Source organism: Bacillus sp. PK5-006 (assembly GCF_054161415.1).
Genome location: NZ_CP096414.1, coordinates 2,863,453 through 2,889,654 on the forward strand (window position 1 = coordinate 2,863,453; position 26,202 = coordinate 2,889,654).

Here is a 26,202-nt window from a genome sequence, read left to right on the forward strand (position 1 = left end):
GACCCTATGAATAAAATGAGTTGATCAATCATGAGCTTGAAAGGTCATCATGAGTAGTGGATAGAGTAACTGGATTGGGGTCTATAGAAATGGGGAATAGTGAGAGGATCGTGAAAAGATTAAATGTGAATTTTTATATTTATACTGGAATGAACAATAAATGATGTGTACATGCATATATAAGCATGTATTCACATATTGTTCGTTCATATGAAACAAGCATGTATCATATCGTATGTAAGGTGCGTCAGTTCAGCATTATATAAATCGCCTTCCTTTCTACTCCCTTTCATATGGTAATCAAAAAGCTGCTGCGTTTTATTCTTACATTTACCGTTTCATCAGCAAAAAAATAAACTTAAATATCTAAAATGATCCATTTTTATAGGATTCATGGCTTACTTACCACCTTTTAAAAGAAATATATGGAGAATCAGGGAATAACATTTGTTTTCGTCTAATTTTTTTCTCTTTTATCATGAAAAGTGAAGACAAAACGATTTAGCCTAAACATTAAAATCATTTTATGCCTATTTAGAAAATCAAATGTTCTTTAAGTGAACTTCATCATATAGAGGCAAGCCAAGGGAAGGAGTTAGTTGTTTAATGGAGCTCATTGATAATAAATCAAAGAGATGGATAAAAATTTTAAAACTGCTTGTATCAAAAGATAAGTGGTGGAGCCTTCAAGAGATATCGAATGAACAAATCGGTTCGGTTCGTGCCATTCAAAGCGATTTAGAACAAATGAAGTCGTTCCAAACAGAGAACGGAGAGCCGTTAATCCACATAAAGCCAAGACAAGGCATATCCATTTGTTATACACAGACGATACGAGTCGACTACTATATCAAAGAAATTCTAAAAGATACGATTGAAATTCGATTGATTGACGGCGTTTTCTTTGAACAAAACAGGTCTTTCTATGAATGGATGGACACGCTGAATATCAGTAGATCCACATTGTATAACACCATTCATAAAATCAATTCGCTTCTTATCTCGTATGACATTGAGTTACGACCAGATAGTATGCAGTTCCATGGAAATGAGAAGGAGATTCGTCAATTTTTTGTGGAATTTTTGTTTGAAGTGTATGGAAGCAGGCTTTGGCCATTCGAAGATATTCAAAAGCAAGATGCAGTTGATTTTTTACAAAAGCTATTTCAGGTGCTCGAAGTCAATCTACCTGATGTGGCTAGAGATAAATTTTGCCTATGGCTCGCCGTTTCCATACACCGAGTGAGGAAAAATTTTACCATACGACGCAATTATAGATACTCAATGGATCAGGAAAAACAAACATCTACAGCTAAAGGTATCTATAAACAAATCAAAAACTTAGAAGAACACGTCTGCCAAATGACAAAGGACACTTTTGGTGTTACGTTGGATCGTCACGAATTTGTCTTTTTACTATTGATTGAACCAGCTATTGGCCATTATAAATCAATTGAAACTGTCGAAGAAAAATTGACGTTCTTTCAATCGCATACACCACACCTCTTCGAAGCCATTCATTCCTTTATCAATCAATTGGAGTTGATTTTTCATCAAGAGGTGGCTAATCGCAAGGCGATGACACTGATTCTGCTCCAATATTATGTGTATTCTAGGGAAATTACCGTAAGAGATGGATTCCTTTTCAAAAAGAAATCGAGGTATTTATCAGAGGTAAAAAAACAGCTTCCTTACTTCTATTCGAGGATTACTCATATCATCCAAGAGTTAAAAACAGACGATATACTTGCTTCTTTTGTGAAAAATGAACGAGAATTGATTCGTATCATTACTTCTAACTGGAGGGGGCTTGTTCATTTGGAAATGGATCGGAGAAACGTGTTGAACATTTTTGTCATTTCAACATTAGGTTATAATCATAGTTTGTTTATTGCGGATTTAATTAAATTAAGATTGCCTCCTCTCATTCATATTTTCACAAGTCCAGAAAATACATTAAATGAACTGACAATGGATCAACTTGGGATTGATATGGTTGTGACCGATACTGAGCTTCCTAATCAATTAGGACGGTCTACTCTGCTGATCAGCTCTTTTCCAACAAAGAAAGAAGTGGACAACTTGCACTCAAGATTGGTTGATATGACAAACTAATATTCACAAGAAAAGCTGCTGAGGAGCTCTCAAGCAGCTTTTTTGCTTCTGTATTAATGAAGCGCTATTTGTTCATTCATCAAATCAATGGCGTAAAGCGATTGCTCATATTCATCTAATAAAAGGTAGACTTTGAGCGGTGCAGCGGTTTGATCTGTCTGCTGCGTGAATAGAACACAAGTGAATTTTTCGATTCCTTCTGGCAGCTTGCTTTTCAGAAAAGGATGAAGAATAGGAGAAATTCGAAGGGTATCAACATCTTTTAGCCAAAGCTCATCTTGTAACGCAGGATAATGGTCAACCAAAAACTGACGAAACACTTCCAATGTACTCAAGGTAGATATCCTCACTTTCTTCTATTTATGGCTTTAAGCTTACCTAAAAACAAACATGTTCAACTCATCCTATGATCTCAGTCCGCCTATTTTCGCTTACTACTAGAGACATGATTTCATTTTTTCTTCTAAAAGATTTGTAGATCAACTTGACTGCAATGGGTTTTCAATATGTATGACGTTTACTATATGAAATACGAATTCCAATCGATGGACCTATGATCATATTCTTATCTGTTTCTTTCGTGATGAAACGACAACTTCCTTCTACAAAATTCCATTTTTATTCTAAAAAGAGGAAAATGGGATAAAAAAGAACAGTTGCTCACTGTTCTTTTAAAAGTTATGAAAGGTCTGTCAAAGAGAACACTTCACCGCTCACTGCATCAACACCATCATGACAGTCGAGCTTGCCACATAAAACATATTGTTTTTGCACATCGTCATAGACGTAGATGGGTGTAAGTTCGAGGTGTTCTCTCAATGTTTCAAAGGCTTCTTTCTGAGATATGGTGATTTCACTAACTGTTTGAGATGGATTGAGTATCCCGCATACTTGAAACATCTCTTTTTTATCTATGTAATTAATAGCTTCAAAAGTGCTGGCATCAATGAAGACCTTGATCTTATCCATAAAACCACAGCCTTCTTGCTCATTCGTTTTTAATATCGCTTCGATGTAGCCATGATCACGGTGGAGTGTTTTTAGCACCCACTTCCCTGTATCCTTTGAATATTTTTGCGCCAAAAAGGTTCGAACCGCTTTGATACACGCAGCCTGCTCTTCTTTTGAGATCGGGAATGTATCCGGTGAAGGCTCCAGTGAGAAGGCTTGTTCAGCAGTAATGTCCTCGTTTATATCGATTTCCTTTTTTTCAAAAGCTTTGTTTAACGGTTCATTCCACTCCATGACCTGATGCATGTGGATACAATGCGTTTCTTCACGTCCAATTTCAAACGGTATCGTTCCTGTTCCATCGTTCTTCACATAAATTTCTTCTAACGCATATATAGGGCGGATTCGATTCTGCTCGAAGGATGGCCAATCAAACCGCTGCACTTGCTGCTGGGCTAAATTCTCAACCATATCAATAGAGAGCGCATATTCTTCAGCTCTTAGTAGGTTTTTTGCCATAAATGGCCCATGATGTGTAAAGTGAATGAGCTGCCCATGTTCATCCCATTTCACTTCGATTCTGCCTGAAGGCGTCACTTTCACACCATCTATTGCTTCTTCGAAAAAAAGTTCCCCTTCCTCCTTTTGATGCATATGAAAATGCTCACCATAGACCAATCCTGTTTCTTGTTCGATCCATTGAATGACATGAGCTGGATAAGGCCTCTTAAATGTGACACCATTCTTCGCGAAGGTTTTGTCCATGACAAAAATGACCGTTTCAATCTGGCCTGTATTTAAGTTCACGTCAATCACAGCTGTGCCGTCCGGGTTTAGATCATCGTCCTCGGGTTCAGCTTCATGAGAGGGAAACCATTCCATATTCAATGTATAAACCGTTTCATTGAACATATTGACGTAGCGATGAAAACTGTGTCTTTTTAAATAGTAAAGATCTAAACCAAATTTCGCCTTTGTCTGATCGATCAGTTGTTGAATGTTTGCATTCATTTGTTTCACCTCAAAATTCAGTTTTATGGAAGAAAAAAGATAACGATAAATCCGAATATGACAATCACTGATAATAATCCTAAAGCCATTGCCATCATGTTTGATTCCTTTGTAAAGCCTTTTAATTCATGAGCTTCCGTCGACCGGTCAATTTTTCTAAAGCGAAAAAGCATGCTTATATTGTTAATGGCTAGAGCCATAACAAATAAGAAAATGAGAAACTTAGGTTCTATATGAAAAAATGGATCTTGCATCGTTTGAAAACTAAATGATTGGAAGAACATTAGCCCGCTCAATATCAATTTCCAAATATTCTCCACTCTTTGTTCTTTCTCCCACTCTTTTCCCAATTTCTCTTTTTCATAAATGGCTACCTGCTCAAATATGGGAATGATAGACTTTGTTGATCCTTTTTTGATCAAGCCGTAAATACCTTGAAGGAGCATGAAGATTCCTAAACAAAGAAAGAAATATGTAAATTGAATTTCAACATTTTGAATCAAAATAAAAAAAATCAAGATCAACATGCCGAATAGTAAATTAGAGGTAACTACTTGTTTCGATCTCATCTTTTTCAGTGCTGCTTGTTCCATGCAATACTCCTCTCCGTTTTAAACGGTTTCTGTTGAACGCTCTATCTTTATTACGATTTTACCGAAAAAATGTTTCAATATTTTCCCTTTCTACTGTCAATTCGGCTTTTTTCGCAAATGAAAAGACGCCCATCATTCAATGAACGTCTGGTCCTTCTTCATAAAATCATCACATCATATCTGAGCAGCCGATCTGTCTTTGATTTGCTTAGCAGCCATGTGTTTAAAGTCCTCAATAGACAGCTTTTTTGACGTCTTTTCTCCGTGCTGTCTAATATTTAGTGTGTTGTCTTCCATTTCTTTATCGCCGATGACCGCGATATAAGGGATTTTTTGCATTTGTGCTTCTCTCATTTTATAGCCAAGTTTTTCATCCCGCTCATCGATTGTGGCTCTTATTCCGATACTTCTTAATTGCTGCTGCACCTCTAAGCAGTGATCAAGGTGAACAGTTGAGACAGGGATGATTTGCACTTGTACCGGTGCTAGCCATAATGGGAAAGCGCCTGCAAAATGCTCGATGAGAATACCTAGGAAACGATCTAGAGAACCAAAAATGGCACTGTGAATCACAACTGGCCGAACCTTTTCATTTTTTTCGTTGATATATGTTAAACCAAATTTCTCTGGCATTTGGAAATCCAGTTGAATTGTGGCGCACTGATGGCTCCGCTGCAGGGCATCTTTAATATGAAAATCGATCTTTGGACCATAAAATGCGCCATCTCCTTCATTCAGCTGGTAGTCGACCTTTAGACGATCAAGCACATTTTTTAACGCTGTTTCGGATATATCCCAAATAGCATCATTGCCTAATGCTTTTTCTGGACGAGTGGATAGCTCGACTGAATACTCAAATCCAAATGTCCGATACACATGATCAACTAATTGGAAAATCCGTTTGATTTCAGCTTCGATTTGATCTTCTCTTAAAAAAATATGGGCATCATCTTGGCAAAATGTTCTGACCCTGAACAAACCATTTAACGCTCCGCTAAATTCATGACGATGCACCTGACCAAACTCAGCCATTCTAATCGGAAGGTCTCTGTAGGAATATAAGCTGTTTTTAAACATGAGCATATGCCCTGGACAGTTCATCGGTTTTAAAGCGAAGCTTGTATGGTCCACTTCCGAGAAATACATATTTTCATGATAATGATCCCAGTGCCCTGACTTTTCCCAAAGCTCTTGGTTCATCATAAACGGTGTACTCACTTCTTCGTATTGCGCTTTGCCTCTCACTTCTCTTGAAAAGGCCATTAATTCATTTCTGACAATCTGTCCTTTTGGTAAATAAAACGGCATACCTGGCGCTTCTTCTGAAAACATAAAGAGGGATAGCTGTTTCCCTAATTTCCGGTGATCACGTTTATTTGCTTCTTCCATGAAATGAAGATACTCAGCGAGATGCTTTGGGTGTTGAAACGCCACACCATACACTCGCTGCAAGACATCCTGATGACTGTCTCCCCGCCAATAAGCCCCTGCAACACGTGTTAGTTTAAATGACTTTACGTACCCTGTAGAAGGTACATGCGGCCCGCGGCATAAATCTACAAATTCTCCTTGCTGATAAACTGTGATGGCTTCTTGAGAGGGTAAATCTTTTAAAATATCCAGCTTATATGGATCATGTGCAAACAGCGCTTCAGCTTCTTTGTAAGAGACTTCCTTTCTTTGGATAGGGTGATTCTCATTTATGATGTTTTTCATCTCTTTTTCAATTTCTGCTAAATCCTCTACGCTTAATGATTGATCGAGCTTCATATCATAGTAAAATCCATTTTCAATGACCGGTCCGATCCCCAGTGTGACATTGTCATATAACCTTTTCACAGCCTGAGCTAATACGTGTGCAGATGTATGGCGCAGCACTTCAAGCCCTTCTTTTGAATCTAGTGTGACAATAGACAGCCGAACATCGCTGTATAGCTGCTCACTTAAATCAACCATTTGATCATTGACCTTACCTGCCACTGCTTTTTTTCTTAAGCTCGGACTAATATGGGAGGCAACATCTGCGACAGTCGTACCTGCGGGAAACTCCTTTATCTTTCCATCCGGAAATTGAATCTTCACCATGTTTTCTCTCATAACCGACACACCTTTCCTATTTTTTGAAATAAAAAAACACATCCATCCCGCGTAAAGGGACGAATGTGTAATCCGTGGTTCCACCCAAATTCCCATAATGCGTATTCGCTTTATGGCTCTGGTGCCGTAACGTGGCATTGACGGTATTGGATACTGCAATTTTCCCCAATACAGCTCAAAGGTGGTAAGACCGCTTTTCTGCGTTAGGAAGATTTCAGCGTGACTTCCCTCTCTGGTAACCGTAAAAGCTGCTCATGTCCTTTTCAAAGCAATGATCCTATATGAGTGTACAAAAAAAACACACCCATCCCTCATAAAGGGACGAATGTGATATCCGTGGTTCCACCCAAATTCCCATAATGCGCATTCGCTTTATGGCTCTGGTGCCGTAACGTGGCGTAAACGATATTGGATACTGTGATTTCCCCAATACAGCTCAAAGGTGGTAAGACAACTTTCCTGCGTTAGGAAGATTTCAGCGTCACTTCCCTCTCTGGTAACCAGTAAAAAATTGCTCATGTCCTTTTCTTCGCTTTTAATTTCTCCATATCTTACATGATGATGATGGATTGTGTAAAGCTTTATTTTGTGCAGTGATAAGAAAATTCATTCTTTAAATGTAATATTGCGCGTATTCACTTGGGCTGTATTCAATTTGAAACGCAGGAGACAAGGCTCGTTTCACTTCTTCAGTGATACGCTCTCCTTCTTGATTGAACTTCCTTTCCATGTCTACGCCATTTGGCAGCAAATCATCGGTCTCTTCGTCAAACCAGCGGCCATACTGTATGTTCCAATTCCATATCTTTGAGAAAAGAGTATCACTCATTGGTACATCATCTCTTTCTAAATGACATTCGCAATACCCACACTGAAAAGGTTCACCGTAATCTCCTTCAATTTTCACAAAAGGATGATCTACAAACTCTCGACAGCATACCCATTTTTTGAAGTTCTGACCGAACTCCGTCAGTTTAATTGAGTAATAACGCATGGAAGTTAGTTTACCTTTCATATCAAAAATCTCTTGATCAATTAATTTCTTGATTCGATATTCAATAAAATCATCGCCGATATACTGATCTAAATGACCAATGACTTCTCCTATTAAACGTGGAGTTACAATGTACTCGTCTTCTGGCGCGGACTGATGAAGCCGCTTAGCCATTTTCACTAAATAAGCATCAAATTCATCTTCTGGTACGCTGATCGTTTGTCCTTTTTTCCATATCCGCAGCGTATGATTTTCTTTAGCAAATGAAAGCCATTCGTTTTGTAATTTTTCTCTTTCTTCTGTTGATACTGTGTGAATATGCTCTTTACTTCTGTACAAAACCTTCAATTTTTCAGATGTGATTTCCCCGGAATGTCGAATATCCATTCTTCTTGTATTAGTATTGAACAGCTGATCAAATGCAGTCGTTGTATTGATTACAGACAATTCTATGCTTTTCTCTTTTAATAAATAGACGGCATATCGCAAACCAATTTGCTCATGTGCATTACTGCCTGTCCAGATGAGAATACGACTGCCTGCTGTTGTCTCTTTTATTTGCTGAAGCATTCTGTGCTGATCGTTGACCATGTCGTCAAAATAGCCATATTCATTTGACATCACGTTACGCAGCCACTCTATACGGTTCGCTTGTCCTTCATCTTCGTGTAAATGTAGAAGTGGTCCAATCGAATAAATATCATCAAAAGCGATGATATCATCTATTTGATCTTGCTTCATTTCACGTACTGCTTGTTTTAAACTACCGGCAGCTGCCGCCCCAAATATGATATGTATCATTATTCGTCTCCCTTTATCTTACAGTTTATTTCATCTTCACCTATTCATGGTTCTTGCGTCAATTCTATTGAGTCAATTTCATTCAAAAGTATGACAAGGAGATCAGGTATTTACAGAAGTAATAAAGCAGAAGTGCAGAGATAAGAATTTTTATAAAAAAAAGCCCACAAAATGGGCCAAGGAACTACCCGAAAGAAGTAGTTCCCACAATACAAAACTGAATATGTTACCTTCCTTGCTCCATCACCTTCAAACTCTTCTGCTGAGAGATTCGGTCAAACGCCACCATCAAGACGGTCATGAGCAAAGCGAGAAGAACCGTTCCAGCGCTAATCCAGCTCAGGTTCAATATAGATGTCCTGCTCAATACAAGCCCTCCTAACCCCGAGCCTAAAGCAAATCCGAATTGAATAAACGATGTATTGACACTTAATGCGATATCAGGAGATTTGGGTACAAGTGTGACGAGATACAGCTGCTGAGCTGGCGATGTGCTCCATGTAGCAATCATCCATATCATGATCACCGCCACCATGACCACGAGATTCCCTGTCACAAATGCTAGCAGCATCAGCATGATGATTTGTAGAATAATTCCGGAGAAAATCGTGAATGTTGGGCCTTTTTTATCTGCTGCAACCCCTCCAAGACTAGAGCCCAAAAAGCTGCATATTCCCGCTAGTAATAAAATGCCGCTGATTTCTGTGATGCTAAGGTTTGCTGATTCTTGCAGGAATGGCGTTAAATAGGTAAATAAAGTGGAATATCCGCCTACATAAAAGAGTGTAACTGCCACTGCAAGCAAAATTCTCTTATCTTTTAATATCGATAATTGCATACCTAGCGTCACCGGTTCTTGTTCTTTCATAGAAGGGATGCGCCTATACACAACTATCAGCGGAATGAGCGTGATCAATCCAATGGCTGCAAATAATGCTTTCCATCCAATCATGCTGCTTAGAAATGTCCCGATTGGCACACCTAAAACTAAGGAGCTGCTTAATCCCATTAAAATGATGCCAATCGCTGTTCCTCTTTTTTCTCGTTCGACAAGACGAGTGGCCACTGCCATTGCCACCACAATGGCCGTCCCCCCACTAATTCCTTGTAAAACCCTAGTCATCAGCACCATTTCAAACGAATGGCTGACACTTGTGATGATATTACTTAAAGCAAAAATGATCAGCATCCATGATAATATTTTTCTACGGTCGATATTGATGGTCAGTGCAATGACAATCGGCGCGCCGATTGCTGCTGAGAGCGCTAATGATGTGACCAATAAACCAGCAGCAGATGTCGTGACCTGTAAATCATCTGCGACCATTTGAATAATGCCTGTAATGATATATTCGATCGTTCCAATTAAAAAGGCTGCTAAAGCAAGTAAATAGACAACGGCTTTATTTTTCATCGTGGCTTTTCTCCTTTGGACAATGTTTACGATTTGACTTCATTTTTTATAGGAATTTGAATTTCAATGAGTCTGCCTTCTTCATTTTCAGCCAACGGGTAATAAATCTCTCGGCCCGGCTGATCTTCTTTCACGCGGTATCCGTTATGTTCAATCCATGTCGCCAGATCAACACAAGCAGTTTGTGCAAATGGAGAATCTGAATGAAATAAGAGCGTCGCCATGGTTTCTTCAGCTGGTAACGTACGTATCGTGATGCCCTTAGGCAGAGAGCCCCTTAGCGCTTTCGCGGAATACCCAACCTCAAATTCGAACTCACTTTCTTTAGCAAGTGATTCCCTCCACAGCACGATTTGTGGCTCAGAGTTCAATTCTTGCGGATGTTTATGTAACAAATGATGAAACGTTTGAAAGAATGTTGGGATTTCGTCAACAGTTCCATGGGATTGAAAACACATGATACGTTTGCTTTCAACTGATTTGATGATGACCTCCTGTTCTTTTTCAACACACCCCTCTCGTTTGATGAGGTGCATCCGCTCCTTAATACGCGCTAATTTCTGTTGTTCTCTCTCGATCAATTGCTGAATCTCACTCTCTTTCAAGAGAAACATGCCCTGAATCTGCTCGACAGAAATATCTTCACGAAGAAGCTGACCCATTTGCTTTAACGTAAAACCTAATTCCTTGTACAGAAAAATCCGATTGACCTCAAGCAGCTGCTCAGCTGAATAATACCGGTATCCGGAATCTTGATCGATCTGCTTAGGCTTTAATAAATCTATTTGGTCATAATACCTTAAGGTTTTGACAGGGACTTTACTTAACATAGAAAAATCACCGATTTTAAACATCCTGCATCTCCTCCGATTTGTTGATCTGATCAAAGTATAAACCTTTCAGTAAAGGGGAAAGTCAACAGAAGAATTTCATTTGCATAATCATTTGATGAAGTTGAATAAATTTTTCAAAAGCGCAAAAAGCCTAGATTTCTCTAAAATCTAGGCTTTGCCTCTTATCCTAAAATTTTTTCTAACAATCCCATCTGCTCAACAATCTTCATATCATTCATAAATCGTTCCAAACTTAATTTATTCTCTTTTTGTAAGTCTGTAGAATAACCTAAGCATATATTAAAAATACGATCTAACCTTTCACCGACTCCACTATAAAAATAATTTGTCAGAACTCCACTATTTTCACTTGCAAGAACCACAACTGTGGCCATCTCTAATACATACTCAATATCTTCTTTAGAAATCGTTCGATCCTTTTTATTAGCATTAATGAATTCATGACTATGAATAGAACGAATCCTACCTTCAAGTAAATCGAGTATAGACTTCTTATAAATGACATACACACTGTGAATATGACTTTTATCAGGACAATAGGGATCTTGTAAGATGAATTTTATACGTTCATCTTCTTTTTCAATTTTTATTGCATCAAGATCATATAATAATATTTGATCAATTTCTTCTATTTTCATAGGAGGAAAAGTATCGGCTACATTTGTTTTATTTTTCATATGATCACTCCAAAAATTGAAATAAACCGCTCACCGCTCTTACTCCAAACAATCCAATCTTTCAAGATACTTTAACATGTCTCCACTTTTAAAAGAACCCAATATGGCACCATCGCAAAACCGCTCAGCACTCACCACTCCCATGATGAAGGCAAGTATACATTGCGCATTTAAATGTGAGAGGTCCACATTCTCGATATCGTTCAATCCACCTTCAATGCCATTTTCTTTGAGGATTTCTCTGTAGCGGATAAGCTCCAGCTCTTGATGTTGTTCCGCAAAGATATAGACATCTTCGATAAAGCGTTGGACCGTTTCAGAATAATGCACAAAAGGCATCTGGATTGGGCGTTCAGCTGTTCCATCATTTTCTTGATCGATCACCCATTCTCCGATATGGTCCTCGCGGAGCATCGGTATGTATTTTGTTAGAATCTCGAATTGACTCATTTCCATCCTCCTCTACCTCATTCATATGGTTTACTCTGATCAACACCTACGGATCAGTATATAAAAAAATCCGTGATTATCCTACCAGCTAGACACCAGTATTCAAATCACGGACAGTTTTATTCACTTCACTTTTTTACACTCTTACCATTGATACAACGGTCTCTACATGCGCCGTATGCGGAAACATATCAACTGGCTGCATGTATTCGATCTTGTAGTCTTTTGACATGTATTGAAGGTCTTTTGCTAGTGTGGATGGGTTGCAAGAGACGTAGACAAAGCGTTTTGGTTTGACTTGTTTGACGGTGTCTAAGAAGGTGCGCTCGCAGCCTGTTCTTGGCGGGTCGACGACGATGACGTCAGGACGGAAGCCTTCTTTGACCCATTTTGGCAGCCAATGTTCAGCTGTTCCTGTTACATAGGTCGCGTTTTTCATGCCGTGTTTTTTGGCATTTTTCTTGGCATCATCAATCGATTCTTTGATGACATCCATTCCTCGTACTTCTTTGGCGCCATCTGAAAGCCACATCCCAATGGTCCCAACACCGCAATACGCATCGACAACCTTTTCTTTTCCTGTCAGTTTGGCCGCTTTTTTCGCTTCATCGTAAAGCTTTAGCGTCTGCTTTGGATTCAATTGGAAGAAAGCACGTGCACTTAGTTCAAAGGAGACGTCTCCTAAAAATTCTTGGATGACCATATTGCCGGCTAGGTGAGATGTTTTATGGCCGAAGATGACTGATGTTTTTTCACCATTGATATTGTGCATGATAGACGTCACTTCAGGCAGTCGTTTTTGAATGGCTTCTGCGATTTCTTTTTTCTTTGGAAATTCAGGTTTTGATGTGACAAGAACGACTTGTACTTCACCTGTTTCAAAGCCGACACGCACGACAATCGAGCGTACGTCGCCTTTTCTTGTCCGTTCATTGTAGACAGATACGCCGAATTTCTCTAAAATTTTGCGGACAACGCCCGTTGTTTTGTTCGTTTTTGGATGCTGCACGATACATTCCTTGATCGGAACAAGCTTATGAGAATTCAATCCGTAAAGTCCTGCAATGATGTCTCCGCTGTGAGAACGACCTACTTGGAACTGACTTTTGTTTCGGTAATGCCACGGATCTTCCATACCGATCGTTGGCCGAATATCAAGCTTTTCAACCGATAGCTTTGTATGGCGCTCCATTGATTGAATGACAATATCACGCTTTTCATTTAGCTGCTGCTCATACGCCAAATGCTGAAGCTGACAGCCGCCGCACTGTTCGTATACTGGGCATGGCGGTTTGACTCGATGCTCGGAGCGCTTTCGCACTTTCCTCACTGTACCTTCTGCATATTTTGCTTGGACATTCGTTGCTTCAACGACCACTTCCTCACCTGGAAGTGCACCTGGGACAAAGACCACTTGCTTTTTAAAATAACCGACCCCTTCACCATTAATGCCAAGGCGTTTAATGGTAAGCGGGAACTGCTGTCCCTTTTGCAAAAGGGCACCTTGCTGTTTTTCTTTCACTTTATTCTCTCCGTTCTATTTGAACCCTTAATAGGTTGTCTTCATTTTATTCCATCTCATTAGTATACCACGTCTTAGACAAAGAGAGAAAATGCCTTTCATTTATTTATCTGTCTCAATGCTTCTCCATAAATATAAAGAAGCGTAGCTTAAATATGGGGTCCATTCCTTGCTTAGCGCTGACATCTCTTCTTTTGTCGGTTTTTCAGGCAGGTCGAAGTGCCGTTTGATTGCATTTTGAATGCCGATATCTGCCATCGGAAAAAGATTTGGTCTTCCAAGCCCATTCATGAGCACATTTTGAACCGTCCAAGGTCCGATCCCTCTAATCGGAAGCAATCGCTCTTCCACCTCCAAATCAGATAAATCGTGTAATTCCTCTAAACAAAGTGAGCCGCTCACAATTCGTTTCGATACATCGATGACATATTCTGCTTTTCGCTGACTAAATTGAAGCTTTCTCAAATCATCTGTTTCAAGAGAGGCAATGGTTTCTGGTAAAGGATCAAACCATACACCTTCTATTTGCTCTCCGTACGTATGGACAAATCGTTTCGTGAGCTCGTAAGCAAACGAAAGATTAAGCTGCTGATGAATGATACATTTCATTAAACAATGATATAAATGGAAATCCAGCATGAGCGGCGTTCCGATATGCTGCTCAAAAATGGGCGCTAGATTGGTTTGAGAAAAATGGTCTTGAATTATGTGTAATTGATGCTCCATGCCAAATATCCGTTTCACCTCAGAAAGAAGGGGTTCCTCGGGACCGTTTGCCCGCACCCGGAACGTAGGCGCATCTTTTGTTCCAGTAGCTTGAACGATGACCACATAAGGTTTTTGCTTTAATCTGATCGGCACTTTGATTTCTCTTTGATTCAAATCGACTGCTTTTAATGGATCACTTGATAAGCGTCTAAGCACTTGATCGAAATGATACGGCGGCTCTACCACCAGCTGTTTTTCCCACATACATGTCCTCTTCCTTTCTGCAAACATACGCAGATGTGATTGTTTCATTTTGCATGAATGATTCTCTAGATTGAATACTTTTAAACATAAAGAGTACAAGAATTTATCAGTTATATCTTCCTTATTTGTGGTCATTCTCCTTTTGGATAGACGAAAGTTTTTAGTCGAATTCAGCTAAAATTCGACAGCCTCCTACAACATTTTAGGCTCATTTTCCTTAAATTAGAAATAGAACCTCTGGGTGATATCTTCCATTCCAAAAAAATTTGTATAATTATTACATATCAAGGAGGTGAACAAAGAAATTAGCGGATTAGGCAATCATTTGTTTTATCTTGCAGGAACATATTTACCTCATTGATGACCGGCTTCACTTAGTTTCACATTTTACAAAAAAGAAGACCCAAAATTTAAAAACAAAGGAGATCCGACCAATGAAAAAAACAATTCTTTCTGTTGCCCTTGCCACTGCTGTTTCTTCGACACTGCCAGTATTCGCTGACGCTGCTGAGCCAAAAACTTCAGCACCTGTTTCTACTACACTTCAGCAAACTGTCTTAAACAAAGCTGCTGAAGGTAAAGCATCTACAACTGCAGGAAACGTTAATATTAACTTTGATGTACTTGGTATTGCAAATGCATTAATTAATGCTGCAAATGCTAACACAAACCGTGAAGGCTTTGTCAAAGGATTAATGGAGTCTGCTTTCTATGCTGCTGGCGCAAAATACAATGTCATGGTATTTAACTTAAGCCAAGGTTATGAGACTCGTTTCAACGGCGTCAAAACGTTTGCTACTGTGAAATACGGAAGTATTACGTACGGAGTCTGGGTATTCGAAAATGGATCTTTCACAAACAAAGGTGACGGCGGCTACATCAACTGGGCATTTAGAGGCTGGTTCGACCGTAATGGTGGTTTCGTCAACTTCCGTCGTCCTTAATTCTCGGTTTTATCCATCAATCATACACGCACATTGAACCGATCTCAAAAATGAGATCGGCTTTTTTTTATGAAGAAAACGTATAAGTTCACCGGTGCTGCTTCATGATATAATGCAAGTCTGGAGGGGTGCACATGCTGAGAAAACTTGCAGTGACAAAAAACGGCGACTTGATTGAACATGCAACATTGCAGCAGCTTTCAAGCCCCGATATCGCCTGGTATTGGATTGATTTTCATGCGCCAACGGAAAAGGAAGCAGCGCTTTTAAAGGAATATTTTCATTTCCATCCACTCGCGATTGAAGATTGTTTTCATTATTTACAGCGGCCCAAGCTTGATTTTTATGAAGGGTATTTGTTTTTCGTGCTGCATGCCCTTAATCAAAAAACGCTTCGTTCTGAGGAAGTCGATCTGTTTGTTGGTGAAAACTATATCGTGACCTTTCATTTGAAGGAAGCACCGTACGTTGAACGTGTGATTCGAAAGCTCAAAGGGTCTGATAAAGCGAGAAACAGCGGACCTGAGCATATAGCCTACATGCTGATTGATCAGCTTGTTGATGATTATTTCCCTATTATTTATCAAATTGAAGACAGGCTGAATGAAATTGAGGATGAAGAAGGGCATAAAACGTATGGCACGTTGATGAACGAAGTATTCGGGATTCGCTCAGATTTACTTAAACTGCGAAGAACGATTATCCCGATGAGGGACCTTTTATATCGTATTGTGAACACAAATATGATGAAAAGCGATACAAACCGCCAGGCGTATTTTAATGATATTTATGATCATCTATTAAAACTAACCGAAATTGTTGAGTCAAACCGTGATATGACAGCCGATTTACGAGACAGCTATCAGACGCTGAATTCCAACCGGATGAATGCGATTATGATGACATTGACCATTGTGTCGACCATTTTTATTCCACTGACCTTTATTGTTGGGGTGTACGGAATGAACTTTGACAACATGCCTGAATTACACTGGAAATACGGCTATTTTGGCGTGCTGATATTCATGGGTCTCCTCGTCTCGGGGATGCTTTTGTGGTTTAAACATAAAGGGTGGTTTAGGATTTTTAAATAATGTTTTGAGAAGTGCTTGGGAGGAAGATCATATGGAAAACTGGATTCCACTGAAAGACAAAGAATTAAAATTCGCCTGGAAGACATTTGCTCGAGAGTTCGAATTTAAACCAAGCATCTCTCGCTTTCCCGCTTTTCAAGCACCCTCTCCTTACATCACATATGATATCTCTGCTTATTTTGAGGACTCTTCTTTTCTACATACAGATGAAGATCTTGAAAAAAAGGCACTGCTCTCTTTTCAAGAGAATATCACCGGAACGGACGAATATATGCTGGCACTTGATTGGCAGCACGAATGCTACTGGATCACACCATATGGCTTGTTTGAAAAAGATGAATTTGGAGAATGGAAAGTTCCTGTTCTCCCTAATGGGGATTACTATTTCTTTTTATCAAAAGAAATGGATTGGGGTCTGCTAGGACATCCTTGGGAGCAAAGCATCACAGTTTTCGGCGAGGGCTTGATTGACTCTTTTTCACGTCATCATCCTCTTTTGTTTCAGCGTAAAATCAGAGAGGGTTAATCAAAAAGCCTGCAGGTCTTCTGCAGGCTTCTTTCTATAGCTGTGGCAGATGCCATACTTTTTCAAGCATGAGATCGTCTAGACTTTTAAAGGAATATCCTTGTTTTTTCAGAGCGGTGATGGCATCATCCAGCGCTTCGGCATTGTCTCTTGAGACGGTATGAAGTAAGTAAATGGCTCCTGGGTGCGCCTGCTTCATCATTTGATCGTAAGCATACTGTTTTCCTTTTTGATGATGGATGTGCCAGTCTACAAATGCCACTGACCAGAAAACGGTTTGGTAGCCGAGCTGTTTTGTTTCTTTTAATACCCGTTCACTGAACACACCGCGCGGCGGACGAAGATAGAGGTTATCTTGTTTTCCTGTGATTTTGTACACAGCTTCATTGACACGGTCCAGTTCTTCTTTGATTTCTTTCGTGCTCTTTGTTGTTAAATCTGGATGATGATAGGAATGGTTGCCAATGATATGACCTTCTTCTGCCATACGTTTGACAAGCCCGGGCTGGTCCTTTACAAAGTGACCTGTCACAAAAAAGGTGCCTGGTACTTGATGTTTTTTCAGCACGTCTAAGATCTTGGGTGTGTACCCATTTTCATAGCCATTGTCGAAGGTAAAATAAATCTCTTTCTTTTTCGTGTTGCCTAAATAGAACGCATCATACTTTTTTAACAGTGCCGTCAATTCTTTGCCCGCATCCGGCGGCCTGTGCTCTTTACTTTTCGCAAATCCCCAGTGGATGGGCTTATTAGACACGGCTTCCGCTTCTGAGAGAGGCATGGAAACAAAAAGCGCACATAAACAGATCAGCATGTATTTTTTCATTTACGTCACTTCCCGGTTTTTCTTCTATTGTGCAGAATAAGACCGAGACTCATACACCGATTCACCTGCCAATTTAAAGAAAAAAGCCCGCATCACGCGAGCTATTCTTCCTTCCAATCGTTTTTAAACCGTTCATATTTCGCTTCCAGGTCGTCAATCATCTGGATCAGTCTGTCTATATCCTCAACGTCTGTTGATTCGGGATCTAATGAATCAATCACATTCATAAACATATCTAATCGGTTCTTTAAATAATCAACCTGCTGCTCTTTGCTGTCTGCTGCCTTACCCATCGATACACTCCCTTTAGCGTTTGTTTATAGCTTATCTTTTTTTCCCTTGCAAATCAATTGTGTCCCCCTTGCGTATAACCGTGATGAGGCTTAAAATTAACTGTTGGCGGGTCTACGTTTGCCCGAATGAAAAGGAGATAGATACCATGAACCAAAAAACAGCACTTCGTCCGATTACACCTGCATACGACCCCTGGGAAGCCTATCTCGATGTGCAGGATTACGGAGAAATGAAGCTGACAAATATTGAATTTACGACAACAACGCTGTGTAACATGAGATGCGAGCATTGTGCGGTCGGCTATACCTTACAGCCTAAGGATCCGAATGCGCTGCCGATTGATTTGTTACTTCGCCGTTTAGATGAAGTTCCGCTTCTGCGCTCACTTAGTATTACAGGCGGAGAGCCCATGCTTTCTCTTAAATCTGTACGGGAATATGTCGTCCCTTTATTAAAGTATGCCCATGAACGCGGCGTCCGTACACAGATCAATTCAAATTTAACCCTTGATTTGGCGCGGTATGAAGAAATTATTCCATACTTAGATGTCCTTCACATTTCACATAACTGGGGCACTGTCGAAGAGTTTGCAACGGTCGGTTTTGCCATGATGGATCGAAAACCAACCTTTGAGCAGCGCGAGAAATTATTTAACCGTATGATTGAAAATAGTCAGGCACTTGTCAAAGCGGGCGTAACCGTATCCGCTGAAACCATGCTGAATAAGCGCACGCTTCCATATATCGAACACATCCACCGGCAAATCGTCGAGGAAATGAAATGCCAGCGCCACGAAGTTCACCCGATGTACCCAAGTGATTTCGCCAGCGCCCTTGAATCATTGACGCTTCCGCAAATGCGGGATGCGATTCATCAGCTGCTTGATATTCGTGATCAAAACACATGGATGCTGTTTGGCACCCTGCCATTTTATTCATGCAGCACAGATGAAGAAGACCAGCGACTCCTCAACCGATTGCGCCAGGAGAAAAATGTCACGGTACGAAATGACCCTGATGGACGCTCACGGTTGAATGTGAATATTTTTGATGGGAATATTATTGTGACAGACTTTGGCGATACTCCGCCGCTTGGAAACATTGCAACTGATACATTGCAATCAGCCTATACACGCTGGATGGACACGAAATTAGCAAAAGAACTGAATTGTCATTGCCCAAGCGTGCAGTGCCTCGGTCCGAATGTTTTAGTGAAAAACAGCTATTATCAAGATGTTGATTTTACTTCTCGTACAGCCAGGGGGTAACCAATAGATGGACGATACATTTCTGACAGTGGTCAAAAACAAATACATTGAAATTCTCCTTGTTGGACTCATTCTTTGGCTTGCCGTCTTTATGATTAACAAAGCTCTTCAAATTTTCTTTAAACGAACTGAGTTTATCGAGGACAAGAAGAAGCAAACGATCGAGAGCTTGGTCAAATCGGTCACGCAATACACCGCTTCGATTTGCTTTGTGCTCTATGTCATTTCTCTTTTCTTTCATGACTTTGGGAAAATTCTTGCGGGTGCTGGTGTCGCTGGGATCGTCATTGGTTTTGGCGCCCAGACGCTGATTCGTGATATTTTAGCAGGTGTTTTCCTCATTTATGAACGACAGATTCATAAAGGGGATTATGTGACGGTGAATAACCTCTTTAATGGAACCATTGAAGAGATTGGTCTCCGCTCTCTGCAAATTAGAGAATGGAGCGGCAAGCTGTTAACCATTTCTAACGGGGATATCCGTCAAATCCAAAACTATAACATGCACTACATGCGGATTACGGAATCTGTGTTAATTAGCGCGAATCAAAACCCAGATATCGCCTTCCAAGCACTTGAATCAGCATGTGACAATTTAAATCAAATGCATCATGATTTTCTTAAAAAAGATGAATTCCAAAACGCCATTGAACCCTTTCAGGTTCATGGAATTATGGGCTTGAATAAGCTGAATCGCGGGATTGAAATCACAGTAAAAGGAATGGTCGAAGACGAAAATTACTTCGAAGCCGCCCTCGCTGTGCGAAAAGAAATGATCAAACAGCTTCATCAGCATGATGTCAAATTGCTTGAGGATCTCGCTTATCCCCAGCCTGCAAAATAACCTCATTTATGATGGGGTTATTTTTTTATATACAAGTTGCCGCGCTGACCCGGGCTTGCGAGAAACTTGGAACACTTGAACATTCGCTAACAATTCTTTTCATTCCAGCCCTCTTACTTCTATCCTCTTGACTGATTCATGTATAATAGATAGCAGAATGATTTCATGCAGCATGGGGACCCTCATACTGTGTATTTTCTAAGTGAAAGAGAGTGAATAAGATGGGTCGTAAGTGGAACAACATTAAAGAAAAGAAAGCATCAAAGGATGCCAGTACAAGTCGTATTTACGCAAAATTCGGGCGTGAAATCTATGTGGCTGCCAAACAAGGTGAGCCAAACCCAGAATCAAACCAAGCACTTCGTTTTGTCCTAGAACGTGCAAAAACATATAGTGTCCCAAAACACATTGTGGACCGTGCCATTGAAAAAGCCAAAGGCGGTGCGGAAGAGAACTTCGATGAGCTGCGCTACGAAGGATTTGGTCCAAACGGATCAATGGTGATTGTTGACGCCCTCACGAATAATGTGAACCGTACAGCTTCAGATGTTCGAGCAGCATTTGGGAAAAACGGTGGAAACATGGGCGTAAGCGGCTCTGTTGCCTACATGTTTGACGAAACAGCTGTCATCGGTGTCGAAGGGAAAAGCGAAGAAGAAACGCTTGAGCTTTTAATGGAAGCAGACATTGATGTACGTGACATCATGGAAGAAGATGAAACGGTGATTGTGTACGCTGAACCAGATCAATTCCATCAAGTACAAGAAGCATTCAAACAAGCCGGCGTAGAAGAATTCACTGTCGCTGAAATCACAATGCTCCCTCAAAACGAAGTGACATTAGATGATGAATCGAAAGCACAATTTGAAAAGCTGATCGATGTATTAGAAGAGCTTGAAGACGTGCAGCAGGTTTATCATAATGTGGATTTAGGGGAATAAAAAACTTAAGCCATAGTAGTCGTTGAGTTCATTCAACTTCTACTATGGCTTTTTTATTTTCTCGAAAAAATGTAATATATGTATAAGATGTTAATGTCTACAAAGTTTCAAGGAGATGAGTTTCATTTTTAAAACATGGTGGTTTTCTTATTATGGATTTATGATCATCCCTTATCTTGGCCTATGGCTTATTTTCAACAACTTACCGATATTGACTAAAGTTATCTTCTTTCTTTTTATCATTTGGTATTTATATAACGCCTTTGACTTTTACAAAAATGAACTAAAAAGAAAAAAAGAGAAACCCTATTAGCAAAAAACAGTCATCTCCTCTATTGATAAGAGGAGATGACTGTTTTAATTCATCCCTTGAAACCCAAACGTCAGGTGATCCTGAACAGGAATCCAAGCGCCGATTCCTTGTGAGGTCACGTTTTTTACGACGAGTTTTCGTTTATTTCCTTTTAGTACAAGGTACACTTCCCCGTATGTGACCTTACCTTTTTCGTTAATCGCTGGTGCATAGGCATGAAGCGATGCTGCTTTTTTCGGAGAGACGTGGTATGACTGATCTCGTTTTGTTCCTGCACCAATCACGGTGTCAAAAGCGAGAGGCAGCTTTGTTTTTTGAATCGCTTTTTGCATCATCAATGTTTTCACATCTTCTGGGTTCGGCACTTTTGCTGTGAGGCCGCCGCTTACTTTCACTTGCTGCTTTTGAACGTATTTTCCAATGGCTGTTTTGTTGCCGCCTCTGTTATCAATGTGGTTCGTATTCACTTTTTTGTATTCCCAGTTGGCGACCGTTTCATTTGAATCGTAGCTCAGCGCCCATCTCCCAAGGAAAATGGTCGCACGGTATCCAACAGCTAATGGCGTCCCTGAAATGCTGGATTCATTCAGCATTTTAATCAAATGAGTATTCTCAATCGGTACACTTGTTGTCTTGAACAATTCAGCAGTCAGCTCGCTCGGCTGGAGCAGCGGCTGATCCTGTGACGCGTTTGGATACGTATTCTCCTTGGAGATACTGGCGACAGAGGATGGCACTTTAAATGGCTTTGCCGCCTCTACTGGAAAGCTGTATAGAAAACTTAAGGATAAGAGAACAACAAACATGATGCGGAGCATCTTTTTCATATCATCACTCTTTCTCATTCATTTTTCCATAGTATTTTCCGCAAAGACGTCCCTTATCCACAAAAGATTATAAAAGGAAAAATCCAATCGCCATAATAAAATAGGCAGCGAGTAATGTGGCGCCTTCAAACCAGTTTGTATCCCCATCATTTGATAAAATCACCGTGAGCAGCACAGAGGATGCCATCGCAATGAGCTCTGGCAAGGAGAAAATGAGCGGCATCTGCTTATCAAAAAATAGCGAGCTGATGACAAGGATTGGCGCAACCATCATGGCAACCTGAAGCGTGGAGCCAAAGGCAATTTCCACTGCTACATCCATTTTGTTTTTATACGCCATGATGACAGCTGAGGCATGTTCTGCGGCATTGCCGACGATGGCCACAATAATGACACCGATAAACAGCTCACTCCAGCCAAACTGTTCTCCTACCGTATCAAATGTATGAACAAGGCGCTCTGAAATGTACGCAACTGCGATCGTCGAAAGCAGCAAAATCACGGTGGCAAACTTCCCAGACCATTCAGGTGTTTCTTCTTCCGTCTCCGCTTCACCTTGCACGCTCTCCTGCTTGGCAACATAAACACCGCGGTGGCTGACTAGTTTGAAATAAAGCGCCGCAACATAAAGCAAAATCATCACAATGCTGATCCCAATGCTTAAAACAAACTGTTTATTCTCTGCCATCTCCACCGAAAACACTTCTGGAACGACAAACGCTACAATGATGGCAAACATGAGCAAGCCTGAATTGTGCCTTGCATCATGGACATTGAACACTTGGCGCTTATATTTTAATCCACCAACAAAAAAAGACAGCCCCGCCACAAGCAGTAAATTTCCGATGACTGATCCAGTTAATGAAGCAAGTACGATGGCCGTCAGTCCTTGCTTTAAGGCAAAAAACGATATGATTAATTCCACTGCATTTCCGAATGTGGCGTTTAAAAGTCCGCCAATTCTAGGTCCCGCAATGATGGCAAGACTTTCTGTGGCTCTTCCCATAAAACTAGCAAGACCAATAATGGCGATACAATAAACGGTAAACATGATGACCTGCGGGAAATGAAGAAAACTGCCAATCACCGATAGCGGAACACCGATTGCGACAATTACAAGAAACAAACGATTCATACAGCCATTCTCCTTTACATATGTCTGACTGTTATTCTTTCGTGAGTGCCGGCATCGTATACATTTTAGATTCGCGCGTGTGAGAAAGTGATATCAATACTCCCTTTCACGGACTGCACCATAGAGCAATGCTTCAATGCAAGGGTGATCACTTTATCGATTTGTTCATCAGATGTATTGATGTCTTCAAATAAGATATGTAAATGAATGCAGGAAATTTTGTTTACAGCTCCTGCCCTTGTCGTTTCAGGTGTGATCGTCAGCCCTTCATAGGATATTCGCTTTTTACGGCATACATGAATAAGCATTTCTCCAAAGCAGCCTGCAATGGCTGAGGTGAACAATTGAGATGGGCGGAACCCCAGTTCTTCTGTTCCTGAAATAGGCAGCTGCCTGTCCTCAATATGTGCGATCCAATGATCCTTTTTGTATGTCAGCGTCATTCGTTTTCCACCTTTCTATTGAAACCCCTATGGTTCCATTGTACGATGAAAGCATGAACTTGTAAGGAGCATCTTATGTCGAGAATTCACTTTATGATTTTAATTTTACTTGTATCCGTATCTGGTTTTTCACAGGGAGCATTACTTCCTGTCATTTCCATTATCTTTGAACATGCCGGTACTTCTCCTACGTTAAACGGCCTGCATGCCACAGGCTTATATCTCGGTGTACTGCTTGCGTCTCCTTTTATGGAAGCCCCGCTTCGCCGTTTTGGATTTAAGCCATTAATCGTCATTGGAGGCGCCGCTGTCTTTTTAAGCTTGTTTAGCTTTGTATTTTTTGAATCTTATGTCGTCTGGTTCTTCCTCCGGCTCATGATCGGGATTGGTGACCATATGCTGCATTTCTCTACACAGACGTGGGTGACCTATGCTTCATCATCAAGAAATCGCGGACGAAATATTTCATTGTATGGATTATCATTTGGACTCGGTTTTGCCGCCGGCCCTTTTTTAACGCCGCTCATTGAGATCAATCCAGCCTTGCCTTTTATTGTTTCTGGTGCCGTTAGTTTATGTATTTGGCTGCTTGTGTTTGTTTTAAAGAATACATATCCAGATACAGGCGAAGTGCAAACGTCAGAGCAGACAAACAGTTTAAAGCGCTTCAAAAAAGCCTTTCAATTTGGCTGGGTTGCCTTTATGATGCCATTTTGCTATGGCTTTTTAGAAACAACGCTCAATAGTAACTTCCCTGTATATGCGCTAAGAAGCGGTGTGACAGTAGATGCGGTTGCATTTATTTTACCTGCGTTTGCCATAGGGAGCATTGTCTTTCAGCTTCCTCTTGGGATGCTCAGTGACCGGTTTGGCAGGCGCCGCATCATTTTATGTGTGACACTCGCTGGATCATTCTTTTTCCTTTTGGCAGGTATTTTCATTCAATCCGTTTTGGCTGTTGCCATCTGTTTCTTTATTGCCGGAATGGCTGTAGGCTCTACCTTCTCACTTGGCATCAGTTATATGACCGACTTATTGCCAAAGCATCTGCTTCCCGCCGGGAATTTGATGTGCGGGATGGCGTTTAGTGCAGGCAGTATTCTCGGGCCGGTACTCGGAGGATTCTTTGTGCAAACGTTTGAAGGAATGAATTTACTTTACCTTGTCAGCATCGTGATATTATTTGTGTTTTGCTGCGTTCGATTTGGGAGAACGCAGGCAGTGCTGGAAAGTCCCAATGAATCCATTTCTAATTAAAAAAACTCCCCTGCACCTATGCAGAGGAGTTTTTTCATTTAATGATAACCATTTTGCCCGTTCGCACTTCCGCTTGTTTTGTGCTTTGGCTGATGGCCTTTGTTTTGTTTCGTATTGCTTCCGCCTTTTTTCGATTGTTTGGACATACGTGATTCCCCCATCCATCAAGATTGAACATGTTCGTTCTTCTTTAGGATGCCCGGATTTCTTCACACCTTGCCTGGTACGATTTTACGCTTATGTAAAAGCGCATTGAGCTCGCCGCCAAGGATAATCATGATGCCGGTTAAATAGAACCAGATCATTAAAATAATGATTCCCCCAATACTTCCGTACATCGCACTGTAGTTGGCAAACTCGCCTACGTAAAATGAGAACAGCATGCTGACCAAAATCCAACCAATCGATGCAAAAATCGCGCCTGGCAGAACAAATTTCAATTTCAGTCTAATGTTTGGGGCGAAATAGTACAAGGCTGTAAACACAATCAATAAAATCAGCGGGCTAATGATCCACCTCATGGCCGTCCAAATGGTGAGAAAGGCATCTGACTGCCCGACTAGTTCAGCGAGAAATAAGCCAAGTTCTTTTCCAAAGACAGGCAGCATTAAGGCAAAAATAATCGTGAGAACCATTGCGATGGTTAAGATGATTGATGTTAAACGTACGAGAATGAAGGAACGATTTTCCTCAACTTCGTAAGCATGGTTAAATGCTCTGACGACGGCATTAATCCCGTTAGATGCAGACCAAAGGGCGGCAATAATCCCGAATGACAGCAATCCGCCGTTACGGCTGTTCAGTGTCTCTTCGGCAATGGATTCAATCATCGAAAGCGCTCCTTCTGGCGCATAACCAGAGATGACGTTTAGGACATCCTTCGACGTCAGCGGCAAATATCCAACGAGCGTCAGCACGAAGATGAGAAACGGAAATAATGAAAGCAAAAAGAAGTAAGCAAGCTCAGCAGATTTTGCCGGTCCTTCATGCAGCAAAAAGCGTTCAATTAACGCTTTGATAAAACCCATACGCCTCATCTC

At 40.7% G+C, this 26,202-nt stretch carries 25 protein-coding genes and 2 other annotated features; of the genes, 8 read left to right on the top strand and 17 right to left on the bottom strand.

The annotated features are described in order from the left end of the window. The first annotated feature begins 606 nt into the window (after nt 1-606). Nucleotides 607-2,115 (top strand): helix-turn-helix domain-containing protein, encoded by a 1,509-nt coding sequence (locus M1D84_RS14925; RefSeq protein ID WP_172881733.1) that lies wholly within the window; start codon nt 607-609, stop codon nt 2,113-2,115. Nucleotides 2,116-2,168: 53 nt separating this feature from the next. Here M1D84_RS14925 and M1D84_RS14930 read toward each other — a convergent pair whose 3' ends face one another. The 11 genes from M1D84_RS14930 to M1D84_RS14980 form a co-directional block, all read right to left on the bottom strand. Then, complete coding sequence (locus tag M1D84_RS14930) at nt 2,169-2,450, bottom strand: hypothetical protein (protein WP_024425245.1); 282 nt, start codon at nt 2,448-2,450, stop codon at nt 2,169-2,171. A gap of 343 nt (nt 2,451-2,793) precedes the next feature. Next, nucleotides 2,794-4,077, bottom strand: coding sequence for a hypothetical protein (locus tag M1D84_RS14935; RefSeq protein WP_213405158.1), 1,284 nt, complete (start codon nt 4,075-4,077; stop codon nt 2,794-2,796). A 23-nt stretch (nt 4,078-4,100) separates the two neighbouring features. Next, nucleotides 4,101-4,670, bottom strand: a complete 570-nt coding sequence (locus tag M1D84_RS14940) for a hypothetical protein (RefSeq protein WP_440179673.1) — start codon at nt 4,668-4,670, stop codon at nt 4,101-4,103. A 174-nt stretch (nt 4,671-4,844) separates the two neighbouring features. Further along, a complete protein-coding gene (gene thrS, locus M1D84_RS14945; protein ID WP_212048784.1) occupies nt 4,845-6,767 on the bottom strand; it encodes a threonine--tRNA ligase in 1,923 nt (640 codons plus the stop codon). Nucleotides 6,768-6,819: 52 nt separating this feature from the next. After that, nucleotides 6,820-7,043, bottom strand: a binding site (T-box leader). Between the two features lie 38 nt (nt 7,044-7,081). Further along, nucleotides 7,082-7,306: a binding site (T-box leader), on the bottom strand. Nucleotides 7,307-7,380: 74 nt separating this feature from the next. Then, the gene (locus M1D84_RS14950; protein ID WP_332285291.1) at nt 7,381-8,562 is read right to left on the bottom strand and encodes a DUF1835 domain-containing protein; all 1,182 of its coding nucleotides are present in this window, start codon (nt 8,560-8,562) and stop codon (nt 7,381-7,383) included. Nucleotides 8,563-8,788: 226 nt separating this feature from the next. Next, a complete protein-coding gene (locus M1D84_RS14955) occupies nt 8,789-9,976 on the bottom strand; it encodes an MFS transporter (RefSeq protein WP_458106321.1) in 1,188 nt (395 codons plus the stop codon). A gap of 26 nt (nt 9,977-10,002) precedes the next feature. Further along, entirely contained in the window at nt 10,003-10,830 is an 828-nt protein-coding gene (locus tag M1D84_RS14960; protein ID WP_458106322.1) for a MerR family transcriptional regulator, read from the bottom strand. A gap of 161 nt (nt 10,831-10,991) precedes the next feature. Further along, the gene (locus M1D84_RS14965) at nt 10,992-11,507 is read right to left on the bottom strand and encodes a hypothetical protein (RefSeq protein WP_044334679.1); all 516 of its coding nucleotides are present in this window, start codon (nt 11,505-11,507) and stop codon (nt 10,992-10,994) included. A 39-nt stretch (nt 11,508-11,546) separates the two neighbouring features. After that, nucleotides 11,547-11,957, bottom strand: coding sequence for a DUF6508 domain-containing protein (locus tag M1D84_RS14970; protein WP_044334677.1), 411 nt, complete (start codon nt 11,955-11,957; stop codon nt 11,547-11,549). A gap of 136 nt (nt 11,958-12,093) precedes the next feature. Continuing rightward, nucleotides 12,094-13,479 (bottom strand): 23S rRNA (uracil(1939)-C(5))-methyltransferase RlmD, encoded by a 1,386-nt coding sequence (gene rlmD, locus M1D84_RS14975; protein WP_044334675.1) that lies wholly within the window; start codon nt 13,477-13,479, stop codon nt 12,094-12,096. A 102-nt stretch (nt 13,480-13,581) separates the two neighbouring features. Further along, entirely contained in the window at nt 13,582-14,451 is an 870-nt protein-coding gene (locus M1D84_RS14980; protein WP_024425255.1) for a DNA-3-methyladenine glycosylase family protein, read from the bottom strand. 434 nt (nt 14,452-14,885) lie between these two features. Here M1D84_RS14980 and M1D84_RS14985 point away from each other — a divergent pair, with 434 nt between their 5' ends. The 3 genes from M1D84_RS14985 (at nt 14,886) to M1D84_RS14995 (ending at nt 17,015) form a co-directional block, all read left to right on the top strand. Next, nucleotides 14,886-15,395, top strand: a complete 510-nt coding sequence (locus M1D84_RS14985) for a hypothetical protein (RefSeq protein WP_024425256.1) — start codon at nt 14,886-14,888, stop codon at nt 15,393-15,395. Between the two features lie 134 nt (nt 15,396-15,529). Further along, the gene (corA, locus tag M1D84_RS14990; protein ID WP_025093503.1) at nt 15,530-16,489 is read left to right on the top strand and encodes a magnesium/cobalt transporter CorA; all 960 of its coding nucleotides are present in this window, start codon (nt 15,530-15,532) and stop codon (nt 16,487-16,489) included. Between the two features lie 31 nt (nt 16,490-16,520). Beyond that, nucleotides 16,521-17,015: a DUF2716 domain-containing protein gene (locus M1D84_RS14995; RefSeq protein ID WP_024425258.1), complete on the top strand. Its 495-nt coding sequence runs from the start codon at nt 16,521-16,523 to the stop codon at nt 17,013-17,015. A gap of 34 nt (nt 17,016-17,049) precedes the next feature. On the opposite strand, the gene pdaA is transcribed toward M1D84_RS14995, so the two are convergent. Together pdaA and M1D84_RS15005 are read right to left on the bottom strand one after the other, a co-directional pair. Next, a complete protein-coding gene (pdaA, locus tag M1D84_RS15000) occupies nt 17,050-17,841 on the bottom strand; it encodes a delta-lactam-biosynthetic de-N-acetylase (protein WP_024425259.1) in 792 nt (263 codons plus the stop codon). Between the two features lie 101 nt (nt 17,842-17,942). Then, entirely contained in the window at nt 17,943-18,134 is a 192-nt protein-coding gene (locus tag M1D84_RS15005; protein WP_012009274.1) for an SE1561 family protein, read from the bottom strand. A gap of 146 nt (nt 18,135-18,280) precedes the next feature. Between M1D84_RS15005 and yfkAB the strand changes: the two genes are divergently transcribed. From yfkAB to M1D84_RS15020, 3 genes are all read left to right on the top strand, one after another. Further along, complete coding sequence (gene yfkAB, locus M1D84_RS15010) at nt 18,281-19,402, top strand: radical SAM/CxCxxxxC motif protein YfkAB (protein ID WP_041106321.1); 1,122 nt, start codon at nt 18,281-18,283, stop codon at nt 19,400-19,402. A 7-nt stretch (nt 19,403-19,409) separates the two neighbouring features. Continuing rightward, on the top strand, nt 19,410-20,246 hold the full coding sequence (locus M1D84_RS15015; protein ID WP_151040226.1) for a mechanosensitive ion channel family protein: 837 nt from the start codon (nt 19,410-19,412) through the stop codon (nt 20,244-20,246). Between the two features lie 221 nt (nt 20,247-20,467). Next, nucleotides 20,468-21,187, top strand: coding sequence for a YebC/PmpR family DNA-binding transcriptional regulator (locus M1D84_RS15020; protein WP_034283703.1), 720 nt, complete (start codon nt 20,468-20,470; stop codon nt 21,185-21,187). A 357-nt stretch (nt 21,188-21,544) separates the two neighbouring features. On the opposite strand, the gene M1D84_RS15025 is transcribed toward M1D84_RS15020, so the two are convergent. The 3 genes from M1D84_RS15025 to M1D84_RS15035 form a co-directional block, all read right to left on the bottom strand. Continuing rightward, on the bottom strand, nt 21,545-22,327 hold the full coding sequence (locus M1D84_RS15025; protein ID WP_073204306.1) for a YfkD famly protein: 783 nt from the start codon (nt 22,325-22,327) through the stop codon (nt 21,545-21,547). A 67-nt stretch (nt 22,328-22,394) separates the two neighbouring features. After that, nucleotides 22,395-23,462, bottom strand: coding sequence for a calcium/proton exchanger (gene cax, locus M1D84_RS15030; RefSeq protein WP_073204303.1), 1,068 nt, complete (start codon nt 23,460-23,462; stop codon nt 22,395-22,397). 65 nt (nt 23,463-23,527) lie between these two features. Further along, nucleotides 23,528-23,905, bottom strand: coding sequence for an OsmC family protein (locus tag M1D84_RS15035; RefSeq protein ID WP_024425269.1), 378 nt, complete (start codon nt 23,903-23,905; stop codon nt 23,528-23,530). Between the two features lie 75 nt (nt 23,906-23,980). Here M1D84_RS15035 and M1D84_RS15040 point away from each other — a divergent pair, with 75 nt between their 5' ends. After that, a complete protein-coding gene (locus M1D84_RS15040) occupies nt 23,981-25,162 on the top strand; it encodes an MFS transporter (protein WP_024425849.1) in 1,182 nt (393 codons plus the stop codon). 209 nt (nt 25,163-25,371) lie between these two features. Here the strand turns inward: M1D84_RS15040 and M1D84_RS15045 are convergent, their stop codons facing one another. Continuing rightward, nucleotides 25,372-26,190 carry a YihY/virulence factor BrkB family protein gene (locus tag M1D84_RS15045; RefSeq protein WP_073204297.1) on the bottom strand — a complete coding sequence of 273 codons (819 nt, stop codon included), beginning with the start codon at nt 26,188-26,190 and terminating at the stop codon, nt 25,372-25,374. Nucleotides 26,191-26,202 lie beyond the last annotated feature (12 nt).

Bases quoted from the DNA above. Each gene is read 5' to 3' on its own strand.
- M1D84_RS14925 (WP_172881733.1), top strand. From the start codon at position 607: ATGGAGCTCATTGATAATAAATCAAAGAGATGGATAAAAATTTTAAAA.
- M1D84_RS14935 (WP_213405158.1), bottom strand. From the start codon at position 4,077: ATGAATGCAAACATTCAACAACTGATCGATCAGACAAAGGCGAAATTT.
- M1D84_RS14940 (WP_440179673.1), bottom strand. From the start codon at position 4,670: ATGGAACAAGCAGCACTGAAAAAGATGAGATCGAAACAAGTAGTTACC.
- thrS (WP_212048784.1), bottom strand. From the start codon at position 6,767: ATGAGAGAAAACATGGTGAAGATTCAATTTCCGGATGGAAAGATAAAG.
- M1D84_RS14950 (WP_332285291.1), bottom strand. From the start codon at position 8,562: ATGATACATATCATATTTGGGGCGGCAGCTGCCGGTAGTTTAAAACAA.
- M1D84_RS14955 (WP_458106321.1), bottom strand. From the start codon at position 9,976: ATGAAAAATAAAGCCGTTGTCTATTTACTTGCTTTAGCAGCCTTTTTA.
- M1D84_RS14960 (WP_458106322.1), bottom strand. From the start codon at position 10,830: ATGTTTAAAATCGGTGATTTTTCTATGTTAAGTAAAGTCCCTGTCAAA.
- M1D84_RS14965 (WP_044334679.1), bottom strand. From the start codon at position 11,507: ATGAAAAATAAAACAAATGTAGCCGATACTTTTCCTCCTATGAAAATA.
- M1D84_RS14970 (WP_044334677.1), bottom strand. From the start codon at position 11,957: ATGAGTCAATTCGAGATTCTAACAAAATACATACCGATGCTCCGCGAG.
- M1D84_RS14980 (WP_024425255.1), bottom strand. From the start codon at position 14,451: ATGTGGGAAAAACAGCTGGTGGTAGAGCCGCCGTATCATTTCGATCAA.
- M1D84_RS14985 (WP_024425256.1), top strand. From the start codon at position 14,886: ATGAAAAAAACAATTCTTTCTGTTGCCCTTGCCACTGCTGTTTCTTCG.
- corA (WP_025093503.1), top strand. From the start codon at position 15,530: ATGCTGAGAAAACTTGCAGTGACAAAAAACGGCGACTTGATTGAACAT.
- M1D84_RS14995 (WP_024425258.1), top strand. From the start codon at position 16,521: ATGGAAAACTGGATTCCACTGAAAGACAAAGAATTAAAATTCGCCTGG.
- pdaA (WP_024425259.1), bottom strand. From the start codon at position 17,841: ATGAAAAAATACATGCTGATCTGTTTATGTGCGCTTTTTGTTTCCATG.
- M1D84_RS15005 (WP_012009274.1), bottom strand. From the start codon at position 18,134: ATGGGTAAGGCAGCAGACAGCAAAGAGCAGCAGGTTGATTATTTAAAG.
- yfkAB (WP_041106321.1), top strand. From the start codon at position 18,281: ATGAACCAAAAAACAGCACTTCGTCCGATTACACCTGCATACGACCCC.
- M1D84_RS15015 (WP_151040226.1), top strand. From the start codon at position 19,410: ATGGACGATACATTTCTGACAGTGGTCAAAAACAAATACATTGAAATT.
- M1D84_RS15020 (WP_034283703.1), top strand. From the start codon at position 20,468: ATGGGTCGTAAGTGGAACAACATTAAAGAAAAGAAAGCATCAAAGGAT.
- M1D84_RS15025 (WP_073204306.1), bottom strand. From the start codon at position 22,327: ATGAAAAAGATGCTCCGCATCATGTTTGTTGTTCTCTTATCCTTAAGT.
- cax (WP_073204303.1), bottom strand. From the start codon at position 23,462: ATGAATCGTTTGTTTCTTGTAATTGTCGCAATCGGTGTTCCGCTATCG.
- M1D84_RS15035 (WP_024425269.1), bottom strand. From the start codon at position 23,905: ATGACGCTGACATACAAAAAGGATCATTGGATCGCACATATTGAGGAC.
- M1D84_RS15040 (WP_024425849.1), top strand. From the start codon at position 23,981: ATGTCGAGAATTCACTTTATGATTTTAATTTTACTTGTATCCGTATCT.
- M1D84_RS15045 (WP_073204297.1), bottom strand. From the start codon at position 26,190: ATGGGTTTTATCAAAGCGTTAATTGAACGCTTTTTGCTGCATGAAGGA.